The organism is Xanthobacter aminoxidans (assembly GCF_043193615.1).
Classification (GTDB): domain Bacteria; phylum Pseudomonadota; class Alphaproteobacteria; order Rhizobiales; family Xanthobacteraceae; genus Xanthobacter; species Xanthobacter aminoxidans.
Genome location: NZ_JBAFUS010000001.1, coordinates 169,022 through 183,810, shown reverse-complemented (window position 1 = coordinate 183,810; position 14,789 = coordinate 169,022). Strand labels below are relative to the sequence as shown.

General features: G+C 67.7%; 15 protein-coding genes. 6 read left to right on the top strand and 9 right to left on the bottom strand.

Going from position 1 to position 14,789, the window contains the following annotated elements:
- Positions 1-57: 57 nt before the first annotated feature.
- Entirely contained in the window at positions 58-903 is an 846-nt protein-coding gene (locus V5F74_RS00850; protein ID WP_394005716.1) for an SH3 domain-containing protein, read from the bottom strand.
- Between the two features lie 439 nt (positions 904-1,342).
- Here V5F74_RS00850 and V5F74_RS00845 point away from each other — a divergent pair, with 439 nt between their 5' ends.
- The gene (locus V5F74_RS00845) at positions 1,343-1,831 is read left to right on the top strand and encodes a hypothetical protein (protein WP_394005714.1); all 489 of its coding nucleotides are present in this window, start codon (positions 1,343-1,345) and stop codon (positions 1,829-1,831) included.
- Between the two features lie 4 nt (positions 1,832-1,835).
- Here V5F74_RS00845 and V5F74_RS00840 read toward each other — a convergent pair whose 3' ends face one another.
- Positions 1,836-3,671, bottom strand: a complete 1,836-nt coding sequence (locus V5F74_RS00840) for an extracellular solute-binding protein (RefSeq protein ID WP_394005712.1) — start codon at positions 3,669-3,671, stop codon at positions 1,836-1,838.
- A 320-nt stretch (positions 3,672-3,991) separates the two neighbouring features.
- On the opposite strand from V5F74_RS00840, the gene V5F74_RS00835 reads away from it, so the two are divergent.
- Entirely contained in the window at positions 3,992-4,786 is a 795-nt protein-coding gene (locus tag V5F74_RS00835; protein ID WP_051679223.1) for an invasion associated locus B family protein, read from the top strand.
- A gap of 153 nt (positions 4,787-4,939) precedes the next feature.
- Here the strand turns inward: V5F74_RS00835 and V5F74_RS00830 are convergent, their stop codons facing one another.
- On the bottom strand, positions 4,940-5,560 hold the full coding sequence (locus tag V5F74_RS00830) for a GNAT family N-acetyltransferase (RefSeq protein ID WP_394005710.1): 621 nt from the start codon (positions 5,558-5,560) through the stop codon (positions 4,940-4,942).
- Between the two features lie 261 nt (positions 5,561-5,821).
- Complete coding sequence (locus tag V5F74_RS00825) at positions 5,822-7,117, bottom strand: glycerate kinase type-2 family protein (protein WP_394005708.1); 1,296 nt, start codon at positions 7,115-7,117, stop codon at positions 5,822-5,824.
- 163 nt (positions 7,118-7,280) lie between these two features.
- On the opposite strand from V5F74_RS00825, the gene V5F74_RS00820 reads away from it, so the two are divergent.
- Complete coding sequence (locus tag V5F74_RS00820; protein ID WP_394007442.1) at positions 7,281-8,192, top strand: methyltransferase domain-containing protein; 912 nt, start codon at positions 7,281-7,283, stop codon at positions 8,190-8,192.
- Positions 8,193-8,277: 85 nt separating this feature from the next.
- On the top strand, positions 8,278-8,733 hold the full coding sequence (locus V5F74_RS00815; protein ID WP_394005706.1) for an acyl-CoA thioesterase: 456 nt from the start codon (positions 8,278-8,280) through the stop codon (positions 8,731-8,733).
- Between the two features lie 59 nt (positions 8,734-8,792).
- On the opposite strand, the gene phbB is transcribed toward V5F74_RS00815, so the two are convergent.
- Together phbB and V5F74_RS00805 are read right to left on the bottom strand one after the other, a co-directional pair.
- Positions 8,793-9,515 carry an acetoacetyl-CoA reductase gene (phbB, locus tag V5F74_RS00810; RefSeq protein WP_250165989.1) on the bottom strand — a complete coding sequence of 241 codons (723 nt, stop codon included), beginning with the start codon at positions 9,513-9,515 and terminating at the stop codon, positions 8,793-8,795.
- A gap of 203 nt (positions 9,516-9,718) precedes the next feature.
- The gene (locus V5F74_RS00805; protein WP_029558360.1) at positions 9,719-10,897 is read right to left on the bottom strand and encodes an acetyl-CoA C-acetyltransferase; all 1,179 of its coding nucleotides are present in this window, start codon (positions 10,895-10,897) and stop codon (positions 9,719-9,721) included.
- Positions 10,898-11,195: 298 nt separating this feature from the next.
- Here V5F74_RS00805 and phaR point away from each other — a divergent pair, with 298 nt between their 5' ends.
- The gene (phaR, locus tag V5F74_RS00800; RefSeq protein WP_394005703.1) at positions 11,196-11,885 is read left to right on the top strand and encodes a polyhydroxyalkanoate synthesis repressor PhaR; all 690 of its coding nucleotides are present in this window, start codon (positions 11,196-11,198) and stop codon (positions 11,883-11,885) included.
- 93 nt (positions 11,886-11,978) lie between these two features.
- On the opposite strand, the gene V5F74_RS00795 is transcribed toward phaR, so the two are convergent.
- The gene (locus V5F74_RS00795; protein WP_024279216.1) at positions 11,979-12,386 is read right to left on the bottom strand and encodes a hypothetical protein; all 408 of its coding nucleotides are present in this window, start codon (positions 12,384-12,386) and stop codon (positions 11,979-11,981) included.
- A 406-nt stretch (positions 12,387-12,792) separates the two neighbouring features.
- Entirely contained in the window at positions 12,793-12,978 is a 186-nt protein-coding gene (rpmF, locus tag V5F74_RS00790; protein ID WP_024279215.1) for a 50S ribosomal protein L32, read from the bottom strand.
- A gap of 383 nt (positions 12,979-13,361) precedes the next feature.
- Between rpmF and V5F74_RS00785 the strand changes: the two genes are divergently transcribed.
- The gene (locus V5F74_RS00785; RefSeq protein ID WP_394005701.1) at positions 13,362-14,297 is read left to right on the top strand and encodes a peptidylprolyl isomerase; all 936 of its coding nucleotides are present in this window, start codon (positions 13,362-13,364) and stop codon (positions 14,295-14,297) included.
- 96 nt (positions 14,298-14,393) lie between these two features.
- Here V5F74_RS00785 and hspQ read toward each other — a convergent pair whose 3' ends face one another.
- Complete coding sequence (gene hspQ / locus V5F74_RS00780; RefSeq protein ID WP_024279213.1) at positions 14,394-14,717, bottom strand: heat shock protein HspQ; 324 nt, start codon at positions 14,715-14,717, stop codon at positions 14,394-14,396.
- Positions 14,718-14,789: the final 72 nt, after the last annotated feature.

The following is a 14,789-nucleotide window of genomic DNA, read 5'->3' as shown; positions in this document are numbered from 1 at the left end:
TTTCCCGGATTTTCCCGGGCTTCAGGCGGATGGCGACGGTGGACCGGCAGCGGCGGTTCAGCGGTCGACGGACGACTTGTAGACCCAGCCGCGCTTATCGCCGGTCGAGACCTCGCACCAGCTCTTGCACGAATAGAGCTTCACCTTCGTGCCCCCCTCCAGCGTGCCGATGGCCGAGGCCGAGCGGCGCGGGCCGGACCGCAGCGTGACCGCCGAGCGGATGCGGGCGGATGTGGCGGAGTCGTCGTCGGAGGCCGCGGTGTCGGCAGAGGCCATCTTCACGGGTCGGGGCGCGGGCAGCGGCGCGGCGGCGTCGGGCGGGGTGCGTTCGGCCACCGTCTCCACGGCGCTCGCCGGGAGGGTTTCCTCATCCGCGTCGGTGACGGGCTCAAGGAAGGCAGGTCGGGAAAAGTCGGCGGCCGTCGGCCCGGCCTCGGCCGGGATGGGGGCGGCAGTCTCCCCGCCAGCGCCGAGAATGGAGGCCACCTTGATGGCGGACTGGCCGTGCCCTGCGTCTGCGATGCGCTTGGGTTGAGCCTGTGTCGCGGGTTTCGGCACCGTCGTTGCGGCTGCGCTGGCAGGGGCGGCGAGGGGGGGAGCTGGTGTCGGCTGGGTTGGAACGGCTGCGGCCTGTGAGGTGTCGGAACGCGGAGAAACAAGATTGTAAGCCAGCAAACCACCCATGCCGAAGATCAGCACCGCAGCGGAAACGCCGAGCACCCGCCAGAGCATGAGCCCGTCGCGGCGTTTGGAACTGCGGCGGGGGCGGCTGCCGGCACCGATGCGGGCCGGAATGGTGGGGCGCTGGTTCTGCGCGGTTTCTGTGCGATAGCGCATCGGGTATTCGGGGCGGGTGGCCTCGAAATCATCCCGGCTGCGTGCCGCAAGTCCAGGGCGAGCCATCGAATTCACCTCCCAACGGAGCCTCCCGTGCCAGCACTGGCGGGTGGCGGCGTTGAAGACACTCACGGCCGAACCATCCCATGACCCGATGGTCCTCGCCGAACTCCTTGTATTGGCCGTGCTTTTCGCACTCGCGGCCATCGCCGACGCATTCGTCGCCGAGCGGCGTGCATCCTCACGCCATTCTGTAGTTGCGACCAAGTACAGCGTACGAAGTATTGCCGCAAGGTACTACCGCAAACAGAGGGGCAGACCTTCATCGCCAATTGCGGCCGTTATTTGCCCTTGCGGCATAACTTGCTGCGTTGCGGCGGCGCTGTCCAGCCCAAGCCTGTCATTTTTGCGCAAACGGATACTGGCTGCGCCCGTGCCGCAAAGACGGGCGTGCGGAAAGCCTGACGCTGCGGCATCATGATCCAGCACCGCGAGGGGGGCAGACATGTTCGACCCGACCACACTCACCGGCCTGCACACCTGGATCAGCCTGATCGCCATCATTCTCGGGATTCCGGTCACACTCGCCCTGATGCGGGGCGAACGGGCCGGGGCGGGGATCACCGCCGCCTTTCTCGCTCTCGCCTTTCTCACGAGCGCGACCGGCTTTCTCTTTCCGTTCTCGGGTGTGATGCCGTCGCACGTGGTTGGCGCCATCGCACTGGTGGTGGTGCTGGTGGCCGCCTATGCGCTCTACGGTGCAGGCCGCGCGGGCGCGTGGCGCCCGGTCTATGCGGCGGCCGCCGTGGCGAGCCTCTATTTCCTGGTGTTCGTCGCCGTCGCGCAGGCCTTCGCCAAGGTGCCGGCGCTGGCGGCTTTGGCGCCCACCCAGTCGGAGCCGCCGTTCGCCATCGTGCAGGGCGTGGTGCTGCTGGCCTTCGTGATCGTGGGAACGCTGGCCGCGCGCGCCCGGCCAGCCTCCGCGCCGGCCTGAGGGCTCATTTGCCCGGCACGCGCCACCACGTTTCCGGCAGGGTGCCATAGAGGGACGCCCGTTCGGGCCGGGCGATGCGCGTCCAGCGCGCGAGCCACTGCCCGGGCGTGTGGAACAGCGGCACCGCATAGGCGCCGGAGATCAGCACCCGGTCCAGCGCACGCGCGGCGGCGACATATGCCTCCTCGTCCCGCGCGGCGATGAGGGCGGCGATGGTGGCGTCGATGGCCGGTGCCTTCGCGCCCATATAGTTGCGGCTGCCCGGCGTGTCGGCGGCGGCGCCGCCGAAATAGAAGGCCTGCTCGTTGCCCGGCGACAGGGATTGCGACCACGCGTAGGGCATCATGTCGAAATCATAGGCCTGCCGGCGGGTGTCGAACTGCACCGCATCCACGTTGCGCACGCTGAGCGTGATGCCCGCCCGCTTCAGCTGCGCCTGCCAGGCGAGGGCGAGGCGCTCCTGGTCGCGTGTGACCACCATGAGTTCCAGCGCAAACGGCCGTCCGTTCCCCGCGTCTACCAGCGCGCCCTTGCGCAGCACGAAGCCGGCCTGTTCCAGAAGGTCGAGGGCCGCCTTGAGCCGGGTGCGGTCGCGGCCCGATCCGTCGGAGACCGGCGGCCGATAGGTGCCGGCGAGCACATCGGGCACCACGGAGCCGGGGAATGGAGCGAGCAGCGCGCGTTCGCGGGCATCCGCCGGCCGCCCGAGGCTGGACAGCGCCGAGCCTTCGAAGAAGCTGCCCGTCCGGCGGTAGAGGCCGTGATAGAAGCTGCGGTCCAGCCATTCAAAATCGAACAGCTCGATGAGCGCCCGACGCACCCGGATGTCTGCCAGCAGCGGGCGGCGCGTGTTGAAGACGAAGGCGGAATAGGGCTTGGGAATGCCGGTGGGGATGGTCTCCTTCACCACCTCGCCGCTGCGGACGGCCGGGAAATCGTAGGCCGTTTCCCATCGGCCGGGATCGCTTTCGAACCGGGCGTCGATCAGACCTTTTCGGAACGCCTCGAACTCGCTGTTGGCATCGCGGAAATAGACGGTGTCGAGCCGGTCGAAATTGTACAGGCCGCGATTGAAGGCGACGTTCCGCCCCCAATAGTCGGGATTGCGCTCCAGCGTCAGCGCCGCGCCGGCGTTGACGTTGGTGACCCTGTAGGGGCCGGAGCCGAGGAGCGGGGTCAGGGTGGTCTCCTCGAACCGCGACCGGTCGGTCGCCTGCTCGCTGAAGACGGGCATCAGACCCATGATGAGCGGCAGCTCGGGGTCCGGCTCGGCGAAGGTGAAGCGCACGGTATGGGCGTCCGGCGCCTCCGCCTTGGTGATCTTGCCGTAATAGAGCCGGTGGTTCGGCCGGCCCATGTCCCGCATGAGGGCGAACGAGAACAGCACGTCCGCGCTGGTCAGCGCACCGCCGTCGGAGAAGCGGGCGGCCGGGTCCAGGCCGAATTCGACGAAGGACCGCTTTTCGTCCGTGGAAACGGTGCGGGCGATCAGGGGATAGAGGGTGAAGGGCTCGTCGAGCGAACGCGCCATCAGGCTCTCCGTCACCGTGCCGCGCAGGACGGCGGGCGACGTGCCCTTCACGATGAACGGGTTCAGGCTGTCGAAGGTGCCGAGCAGGGAGAGCGTGAGCCGCCCGCCCTTGGGCGCGTTGGGGTTGGCATAGGCGAGGGAGGTGAAGCCGGGGGGCAGGGCCGGCTTTCCCCGCATCGCGATGGCGGACGCCTTGTCAAGCGCCTGGGCGACCGCCGGTTTGGTGGCGCCGAAAACCAGCAGCAGGAGCGCGACGACCGCGGGAGCCGTCCTCGTCAGGCGCGCAACGTTTCCGCAGCCGGTCATCATGGCGCCTCCGATGCTGCAACGCTTCATATGAAGCCAAGCCTGGCAAAGGCGGCCCCATGATTCGCGTGCCATCATATGGGGCTCGCGGGCGGCCGCGTATCAGCATTTCCCTTGGGTTGCAGAATGCGCCGTCAGTTGGCCGCATTCCTCCGCAATCTAGCGCCCGCCGCCAGATGTGAAGATGACGGCCGGTTTGTCACCTTCTCGCCTCAATTGGGCAGGAGAGAGCCGGTGTCCGAGAGGGGGCGCGGGGTGCTCCGGCGCGCGTGTGCGCCTGCGCATGCGGGAGCCCGGCGGCAGAGACCACAGGAAAGGCCACGATGACGAAGACCCATTCCACCGCGCGGCTCACGGCGTCCGTCGCCGCCACGCTGATCACCGTGGCGCTCGCCGGTCCGGCCTTTGCCCAGACCCAGCCCTCCACGGCCAAGCCGGCTGCGCCCGCCGCCAAGCCCGCCGCGCCTGCCGCCAAGCCGGCCGCTCCCGCCGCCGCTGCCCCGGCTCCGGCCGGTGCCCCCCAGCAGGGCCAGGCGCCGCAGGGCGAGCCCGACGTGAAGTTCTCCGCCTCGCCGTGGCAGAAGATCTGCCAGGAAGTGCCCGAGCGGAAGAAGCAGGTCTGCGTGCTGACCCAGGTGCTCGGTGTTGAGAGCCAGGCGATCGCCAAGGTCGACATCATCGAGATGCAGGATGAGCCGAAGAAGCACATCAACATCTCCGTGCCGCTCGGCATGCGCCTCCAGCCCGGCCTGCGCATCACCCTCGACAAGGACCCGGTCAACATCCCGTTCGTGCTGTGCCAGCCCATCCAGGGCGGTGGCGCGACCTGCATCGGCGATCTCGAGGTCGACGGCACCTTCGTCGCCAAGCTGCGCAAGGCCAATGCGGTCTACCTGCAGATGGTGAACGGCACCGGCCGCACCCTCAGCCTGCCCATCTCCAACGCCGACTTCGGCAAGGCCTATGACGGTCCCGGCATGGACGCGAAGGTCGCCATGGAGCTGGAGCGCAAGCGCATGGAAGAAGCCCGCGCCGCTGCCCAGCAGCAGGAAGAGCAGGGCAAGGCCGCCCTCCTCAAGAAGGGCCAGGAACTCGAGAAGGCCAAGACCGGCCAGTGATCACCGGCCAGTGATCGCCGGCCAGTGATTTCCGGCCGGACCATCCCGGCCGCTGTCTGGCTGAAACGAAAAACCCCCGGCACCGCCGGGGGTTTTTGTTTGCCGGCCCTCCTTGCGAAGGGCCGGGTCTCACGTCGGGGCAGACGGGTCAGGTCAGTGCGGTTCCAGCACGGGCTCAGGCGCCGCGGGAAGGAACATGTCGAGCAGGCGGCCGGTCGCGAGGCGCTGGGCCTGGAGCACAGCGCCCGCCATGCCCTGGGCATCCGCCGCCGCTTCCTGTGCCAGAGAGAGTGCGGTGGGGAAGGGCGCGACCAGTTCGGCCGTGACCTCGTCGTGCTCGAACTTCAGCTCGGCGTCGTACTTGCGCGCGATCTGCTGCATGCGCCGATTATGGGCGAGGCAGCCCATGAACAGCGAGCGGATGCCGCGATTGCGCGCGGAGAGGATCACCCGGTCGAGCAGCAGCGTTCCGAGGCCGTGGTTCTGATACGCGGTCTCGACGCTGAAGGCGGCTTCCGCCTCACCAGGCAGCACGTCACCCATGGGGTAGAGCTCGGCGGCGGCACGCAGCTCGCCGTCGACGAAGCAGCCATGTACGATGGCTCCGGTGCGGAACACCCGCGACGCATAGCGTTCGATGAATTCAGGGGATACTGCGGAGCCGAACCTGAACCGGCGGCTCTCCGTGTCGAGCCTGAGGAGATGGTCCCGGAACTGTCCGGCCTCTCCGGTCCAAAGCTTCCGGATAATCCCCGGTGCGACCTCATCGGTCATAGTGGTCTCCAGACTGGCGTCTAAAACCTCCGGTTTCCTCCCGGTCGCCCCCGGTTTGTTCGTGCCTCAAACTATGTGCAGCGCAGCAAAGGTCAATAGGGCTGACGTTGACCAATACGGCAAAGCCATGCCGATTTGGTGGCCAGACCGATCAGCATTTTGATATCGCTCAATTTAAATGAGCCATGCGCCCGCTGCAGTTCTGCTGCGCTGCAACAGGCGCGTGCACGCACACGCCCGCCGCAATCGGTGCCGCCGGTGTCAGCGCACCAGAATCGCCCGGAAGTCGTTGACGTTGGTCAGCGTCGGCCCGGTCATCACCAGCCGGTCGAGGGCGGAGAAGAAGCTGTAGCCGTCATTGTTGGCGAGGTAATCGTCGGGCTTCAGGCCACGGCTCGCGGCATCGGCGAGCAGCGCCGCGTCGAACCAGGCGCCGGCATTGTCCTCGGTGCCGTCCACGCCGTCCGTGTCGCAGGAAATGGCGGAGACGCCCTCCCGGCCCTTGAGCGCGATGGCGAGGGCCAGGAGGAATTCCACGCTGCGCCCGCCGCGTCCCTTGCCCCGCACTGTCACCGTGGTCTCGCCGCCCGAGAGCAGCACGCAGGGCGCGGCCGCCGGCAGGCCATGTTCGGAGGCGGAGCGGGCGATGCCGGCGAAGACGTTGCCGGCCTCCCGTGCCTCGCCCTCGATGGCGTCGCCGAGGATGAGCGGGGTGAGGCCGAGCGCCTTCGCCTTTTCCTCGGCCGCCTTCAGCGCCATGAGCGGAGTCGCGATCATGTGCACCTCCTGGCCGGGGATGGCGTCGCCCGAAACCGTGTTGGCGCGGATGACCTGTTCCAGCTTGTCGGTGATCTCGATGCCCCAGGTGCGCATCAGGCCGAGCACCGTCTCGGGGTCGGATGCCTCGGGAATGGTCGGACCGGAGCCGATGGCGGCGGGATCATCGCCCGGCACGTCGGAGATGAGGTAGGTGACGGCCCGTGCCGGCGCGATGGCGGCGGCAAGGCGGCCGCCCTTGATGGCGGACATGGACTTGCGCACCCGGTTCATCACGCCGATGGGCGCGCCGGACTTGAGGAGCGCGGAATTGAGCGCCTGCTTGTCGGCGAGCGTCAGTCCCTCCGCCGGCAGGGTGAGCAGAGAGGAGGCGCCGCCGGACATGAGGCACACCACGAGGTCATCCGGCCCGGCGCTGCGCGCCAGCTCCAGGATGCGGCGGGCGGCGTCGAGCCCGGCCTGGTCGGGCACGGGATGGGCGGCCTCGACGATCTCGATATGCTTCGTTTCGCAGCCATGACCGTAGCGGGTGACGATGAGGCCCTCGCAGGGGCGGCCCCATTCCTCCTCGAAGGCGCGGGCCATGCGGGCGGAGGCCTTGCCGGCGCCGATGACGATGGTGCGGCCGCCTTTCGCAGCGTCGGGCGGGGCGGGGAGGCGGTCCTTGAACTTGCCTTCCGGCAGAGCGGCGGCGAGGGCGGTTTCAAAGAGCGCGAGCAGGATCTCCCTGTCGGAGGCCGTGGCCGTGCCGGTTGCCGTCGTGCCGGTTGCCTTTTCCATGGGGCGCTCTCCCGTCCGCTTGTGCGAAAGTCTTATAAGGTCCGTGGCCTGTAGCGGCTCGCCGGGCGCCGATCAATAAGCGCGGCGGGAAAGGCTGCTTTCCCGGGGCGGGCAGAAACGCCGGGCGCGTGCATCCGCCGGCCCGAGCGCCTATATGCGGGCCATGACCGCCCCCGCCGACACCGCGCCCCATCTCGTCTTCGATCGCCCGCTGTTGCGCCGGCGCCTCGCCCGTGCCGCCGGGCAGGGGCCGGAGACCTTCCTGCTGGAACGCGCGGCAGAGGATGTGGCGGATCGGCTTTCGGCCGTGAAGCGGACCTTCGCGAGCGCCGTGGACCTCGGCACGCCGACCGCGGCGCTCGCCACCGCCCTATCCGGGCACCCGGCCGTGGAGCGTCTGATCCGCGCCGCGCCGCTGGCCGGTGATCTCGCCCCGCCCGCCGTGGTGGCGGATGAGGAGGCTCTGCCGTTCGCTGCCGGCAGCCTCGATCTTGTGGTCTCGGCGCTGGCGCTCCAGTCGGTGAACGATCTGCCCGGTGTGCTGGCGCAGGTGCGGCGGGCGCTCAAGCCGGATGGGCTGTTCATGGCCGCGCTGTTGGGCGGCAGCAGCCTCACCGAACTGCGGCAGGCCTTTGCCATTGCCGAGAGCGAGACCACGGGCGGCCTCTCGCCCCGCGTCGCGCCGTTTGCCGACGTGCGCGATCTTGGCGCCCTGCTGCAACGGGCGGGGTTCGCCCTGCCGGTGACGGACGTGGATCGTTTGGTGGTGCGCTATTCCTCGCCCTTCACCCTGTTCGCGGACCTGAGGCGGATGGGGGGGGCCAATGCGCTCAACGAACGCCGCCGCGTGCCGCTGCGCCGGGCGACGCTGCTGCGCGCGGCGGAAGTCTATGCCGAGCGCTTCGCGGACCCCGACGGCAAGGTCCGCGCGACGTTCGAGATCGTGTTCCTCTCCGGCTGGGCGCCGCACGAGAGCCAGCAGAAGCCGCTGCGCCCCGGCACCGCGCGCATGCGCCTCGCCGACGCCCTCAAGGTGCCGGAGCAGCCGCTGCGGCCCGGCGACGAGCCCGGCTGAAGCTCCGGCCCCGCGTGGCTTCTCGTCGCTTGGCCTTGCTCGTCCGCTCCCTCTAAATGGCGGGAGACGCGATGGGGAGGCTGGAATGAGTGGGGCAGGGGGCACAGCGGTGCGCGAGGAGCCGGTGACGATCGACGGCTTCAAACACATTCTGCCCATCACGACCCGATGGATGGACGTGGACGTCTACGGACACGTGAACAACGTGGTCTATTATTCCTACTTCGACACGGTGGTGAACGAGCATCTCGTTTCGGCCGGACTGCTGGACCCGCAGTCGAGCCCGGTCATCGGCCTCGTGGTGGAGACGCGCTGCATCTATTTCCGCAGCCTCACCTATCCGGCCCCGGTCAAGGCTGCCATGCGGGTGACGAAGCTTGGCTCGTCCTCGGTGCGCTACCAGATCGCCCTGTTCCAGGGCGATGACCCGAGCGCGGCGGCGCAGGGGCATTTCGTCCATGTCTATGTGGAGCGGGCGACCCAGCGGCCGGTGCCGATCCCTGCGCCGGTGCGGGCGCTGCTCCAGACGCTGGTGGTCTGAAACGCAAACGGCCCGCGTCCGAGGGGACACGGACCGTCTTGTGTCACCGGATGGCGCGATCAGCAGATGTACTGCGCGCCGTTGACGGTCATGGTCGAGCCGGTGATGAAGCCGGCGTCATCGGCGGTGAGGAAGACCACCGCACGGGCGATGTCCTCCGGCTCGCCGAGGCGGCCGACGGGGATGGTCGCCACGATCTTGGCCAGCGCCTCGGCCGGCACCGCGCGCACCATCTCGGTGGCGATGTAGCCGGGGGCGATGGCGTTCACCGTGATTCCGAGCTTCGCGGTTTCCTGCGCGAGGGCCTTCACGAAGCCGATCTCGCCGGCCTTGGCGGCCGAATAATTGGTCTGGCCGAACTGGCCCTTCTGGCCGTTGATCGACGAGATGCAGACGATGCGGCCGAACTTGCGGTCACGCATGCCCTCGATGACGTTGCGCGTCATGTTGAAGGCGGAGTTGAGGTTGGTGTTGATCACCGCGTTCCACTGCTCAAGCGACATCTTGTGGAACTGGCCGTCGCGGGTGATGCCCGCGTTGTTGACGAGGACCTCGATGGGACCGACCTCGGCCTCCACCTTGGCGATCCCCGCCTTGCAGGCCTCGAAATCGGACACGTCCCACTTGTAAGCGGGAATGCCGGTCTTTTCGGTGAAGGCCTTGGCGGCCTCTTCATTGCCCGCGAAATTGGCGACGACGGTCTTTCCGGCAGCCTTCAGCGCCACCGAGATTGCCTCGCCGATACCGCGCGTGCCGCCCGTGACCAATGCGACGCGTCCCATGGTTTCCCTCCTTCACTTCACTCTATTGGCTCGACCTGGAGACTCCCCCACCCAGCCCAAGCGGGTCGAGCCACGCTCGGGCGGTGTGTAGCAAGTCGGTATATCCGTTCGGAAACGGAGGGCCGCGATCGAAGGTCGCGGCCCTGTTCCGGACGGTGGGGCCTGGGGCGTGGCCTCCCGTCCGGTTGCCTGAAACGACGCGCTCAGTCGCGTGCGAGACACATGGCGATGCCCATGCCGCCGCCAATGCAGAGGGTGGCGAGGCCCTTCTTGGCATCGCGCTTCTGCATCTCGTGCAGCAGGGTCACGAGGATGCGGGTGCCCGAGGCGCCGATCGGATGGCCGATGGCGATGGCGCCGCCGTTCACGTTGACCTTGGAGGTATCCCAGCCGAGGCCCTTGTTGACGGCGATGGCCTGGGCGGCGAACGCCTCGTTGGCCTCGATGAGGTCGAGATCGTCCTTGGACCAGCCGGCCTTCTCCAGCGCCAGCTTGGAGGCCGGGATCGGGCCCGTGCCCATGACGGACGGATCGACGCCAGCCTGCGCCCAGGAGACGATGCGGGCGAGGGGAGTCTTGCCCTCGGCCTTGGCGCGGGCGGCGCTCATGAGCACCACGGCGGCGGCGCCGTCATTGATGCCGGAGGCGTTGCCGGCGGTCACGGTGCCGTCCTTGGCGAAGGCGGGCTTCAGCTTGGTCATCGCGTCGATGGTGGCGCCGTGGCGGATGTACTCGTCCTGATCCACCACCACGTCGCCCTTGCGGCTGGAGATGGTGACGGGGACGATCTCGTCCTTGAACTTGCCGCCCTTCTGGGCCGCCTCGGCCTTGTTCTGGGAGGCGACGGCGAACTCGTCCTGCTCGGCGCGGGTGATCTGGAATTCCTTGGCCACGTTCTCGGCGGTCACGCCCATGTGGTAGCCGTTGAAGGCATCCCACAGGCCATCCTTGATCATGGTGTCGGCGAAGTCGGCATTGCCCATGCGCACGCCGTTGCGCAGGTGCGCGGCGTGGGTGGACTGGCTCATGGATTCCTGGCCGCCGGCCACCACGACCTCGCTGTCGCCGTTGGCGATGGCCTGGGCGCCGAGCGCGACGGAGCGCAGGCCCGAGCCGCACACCATCTGCACCTCATAGGCGGGCGCCTCGATGGGCACGCCGGCCTTGATCGAGGCCTGGCGGGCGGGGTTCTGGCCCTGGGCGGCGGTGAGCACCTGGCCCAGAATCACCTCGCTCACGGCGGCCGGCGCCACGCCGGCGCGCTCGAGGGCGGCCTTGATGGCGATGGCACCGAGCTCATGCGCGGGCAGCGTGCCGAGCGCGCCGTTGAACGACCCGACAGGGGTACGCGCGGCGGCGACGATGACGACCTCGTCCTTCATGGAAGTCTCTCCTGGGAAGATCGGGCGGGTGGCTCCGCGCCTCTTTGCCGAATGGCGAGTGGGAAGGCTTGACCTCTATCGTGTCCGGGCCGGACCATGTGTCAATGACCCATCGCATGGCAAGGGGGCCGGTCAAAAGCAGCTATTCAACCTTGGTCGGCCGCAGGCCCGGCGCGCTTCGGCAAAGGTCGGAGTCTGCGCTGCGAAAGGAGGGATGGGCAGCGCACACAAAGTGGTAGCTCTGCACTTGGAAACGCCTTAACCTGCCGTTCCGCCCAAGGAAACGGATGACCGGACGATGGCAAAAACGCAAGAGCCAGTCACCATCAAGAAATACGCGAACCGCCGTCTCTACAACACGGGGACGAGCACCTATGTGACGCTCGAAGACCTCGCCAACATGGTGAAGGAAGGCGAGGATTTCGTGGTGTACGACGCCAAGAACGGCGAGGACATCACCCATTCGGTACTGACGCAGATTATCTTCGAGCAGGAAAACAAGGGGCAGAACCTTCTGCCCATCGCTTTTCTGCGCCAGATCATCCGTTTCTACGGCGACAGCATGCAGATGCTGGTTCCGCGGTACCTGGAAGCGTCCATCGACAGCTTCACCAAGGATCAGGGCAAGTTCCGCGATCACCTGTCCCAGACGCTCGCGGGGACGCCCTTTCCGGTGCCGGGCGCGCCGTTCGCCGGTCTGGACGAGACGGTGCGTCGCAACATGGAAGTGTTCGAGCGCGCCTTCCACATGTTCCTGCCTTTCCCCAAGGGGGATGAGCCGGCCGGGACCGCGACCACTCCGGCTGCTGCACCTGCGCAGCCTGCGCCGCAGCCCGAGCGGCTGGACGAGCTTGACGCTCTGAAGCGCCAGATGGCCGACATGCAGGCGAAGCTGGAACAGCTCGTTCCGAAGCCCGAGCCCAAGCTCGTCGCCAAGAACGATGCGCCGAGCGAGATCCGCAGCCCGAAGGAAGGCAGCGGGAGCTGAGAAACCGACGCCGGCCACCCATTGCGGGGGCCGGCGGTTTGGACCGAAGGATTCGCGAGGGCCGGTTCAAGTCCGGCCGCGGTGCCGGGCTTTTTACTGCTGCCCGCGCGGGTCGACCGTGAAATCGCGCTGGGCGACGCGGATCGAGACCGAGAAGCCGGCCACCACATCCAGCAGCATGATGCACAGCAGGATCGCGAATACCGAGTTGCCGGCCGGGCGCACCAGCAGGAACTCGGCCAGGCCTGCGGCGAACACCAGCATCGACAGCATGTGATCTATGATCGAGCGCGAGCTGATGCGCGTCGACTTCAGAATCTCGAAGAACAGGAAGAACAGGCTCAGGGCGATGAACCCTTCCGCGAGGGTGATCGTCCAGTGGGCGCCCGACATCATCTCGACCGTGGTGAGCACGGTGGTCCATTCCGTGCCGGGCATCAGAAAGACCATGATGTTGTAGAGGGCGAGGGGGACGATCAGCAACGGGACGGGCGTCAGCATTGGTGCTCCTCGGGGCCGCTCAGCCGGGAAAATGCCCAGGGCCTTCGCCCATGACGCCGTCCCGGCTCCGCCGATGCGATGACACATCGGGCGCCGAATGTCACGAATGCGGAGGCGTCGGGGGATTGCGCCTGCCGGCCGTCCGCCTCGGGCGGATGCCGGGAGAATCAAGCGCCGGGCAGGGCCGCGACGGGGCGGCCGCATCGCGAACACAACGGCACGGGCGCGATGTCGCGCGCCGGTCAGCGTTAATGAATGATGATGGGATTCAATCGGCCCGCCCGGAGGGAAGAGCGAATCGCTCAGCGGTTGCGGCGGCGGGAATCACCCCTGAAGAGGGTAGGCGCGCCGGCGGCGTGCGCCGGCGCTGCAGCGGGCGGCCGTGAGGGCCACCGCGACGTGAAGCTCAGGCCTCGGCCTTGGGCTTCAGGATCTGCCGGCCGCGATACATGCCGGTCTTCAGGTCGACGTGGTGCGGACGGCGCAGCTCGCCCGAATCCTTGTCTTCCACATAGGTGGGCTGCTTCAGCGCGTCGGCCGAACGGCGCATGCCGCGACGGGACGGCGAGGTCTTTCTCTTCGGGACAGCCATTGTCCAAACTCCTGAACGGCGTAACGAGCCAACTGAACTGCCAACTGGCGCAACATGCGAGCGCGCCGGCTGGCGCCCTTGCGGCTTTTCGAACTTGTGATCGGTGCGCGCCGAGCCCGAAGACAGATGACGAAGCCTGTACGCGTTCGTCTCGAGCCCGGTTGCGAACTGCGTGAGGGCAGTGCGCGGGGCTCGCCCGTGGGCCAGCATTCCCGATTGAAGGCGCGCCTTATACAGGCTCGCGCGCGGGAACGAAAGCCCCGCCGTGCGTTTTCCGGTCGCGGGTATGCCGCAACAATGCCCTCTTGTCAGAGGAGGACACGTGAGCAAGGTTGCGCGCGCATCGGCGCATCCGACGACACATATCCGAGGAAAACGGCCCCATGAAGCGTTCCGCTCAGCTTTCCCTCTTCGCCGCCCTGCTCGCGGCCTCGGTTTCCGCGGCTTCCGTTGGGGCGGCGTTGGCGCAGGGGGCCCCGGCACCCGCGGCTGCACCCGCAGCGGCTCCTGCGGCGGCGCCCGCCGCCGATCCGGTCCTCGTCACCGTCAACGGTACGCCCATCCGCCAGAGCGAGCTGAACATCGCCATCGAGGACATCGGCTCCGGCCTGCCGCCCGAGGTGCGCGGCCCGGCCCGCGATGAATACGTCCTGTCGTTCCTGACCGACATGACCCTCATCGCCAAGGCCGCCGAGGCGCAGAAGGTCGACCAGACCCCCGAGTTCCAGAATCGCCTCGCCTACGCCCGCATGAAGGCGCTGATGGAAGCGCTCATGATGCAGGAGGCCAAGAAGGCCGTTTCCGCCGAGCTCAAGCGTAAGACCTACGACGAGCTGGTGAAGTCGGCGCCCGCTGACATGGAAGTCCACGCCCGCCACATCCTGGTGGACGACGAGGCCAAGGCCAAGGACATCGCCAAGCGGGCCAAGGCCGGCGAGGACTTCGCCAAGCTCGCCAAGGAAAATTCCAAGGACAGCGCCGAGGACGGCGGCGACCTCGGCTATTTCACCAAGGACCAGATGGTGCCGGAATTCGCCGCGGCGGCGTTCAAGCTGGAGAAGGGTCAGGTCTCCGATCCGGTGAAGACCCAGTTCGGCTGGCACGTCATCAAGGTCGAGGACAAGCGCCAGAAGGCAGTGCCGTCCTATGAGCAGGTCGAGGACCAGGTGGAGCAGTATCTCGTCCGCAAGGCGCAGGCCGACATGGTGACGAAGCTGCGCGCTGACGCGAAGATCGAGAAGACCGCCGCCCCGGCCGCTCCCGCGGCTCCCGCGACCCCCGCTCCGGCGGCGCCTGCGGCCGATCCGGCCAAGAAGTGAGCTGGCGGCAGCTGCCGTCTCTTTCTCTCCAAAAGAAAAACCCCCGGCTTGTGGCCGGGGGTTTTTTATTGGCTCAAGCGCTGCGTGAACTGCTTGTCAGTTCACCAGATCGGGCCGCACCCGCCAGCCGCCAGCTCCGTCCTCGGAAAGCGCCTCGGTGACCTTGGGGTGGCGCACCGGCTCCTCGGAGGGGTCGCGCTCCAGATTCTGCTCGGAGACATAGGCGACGTATTCGCTGTCCGCGTTCTCGGCGAGCAGATGGTAGAACGGCTGGTCCTTGTGGGGGCGGATGTCCTCGGGAATGGAGAGCCACCACTCCTCGGTATTGTCGAACACCGGGTCCACATCAAACACCACGCCCCGGAAGGGGAAGTGCTTGTGGCGCACCACCTCGCCGATGCGGAATTTCGCCTGCCGCATGCCGGCACCGAGTTCTGACGCAGCGTAATGCGTGGGGTCTTCGGGGATGCCGTCGCCAATGGGAGCAACGAT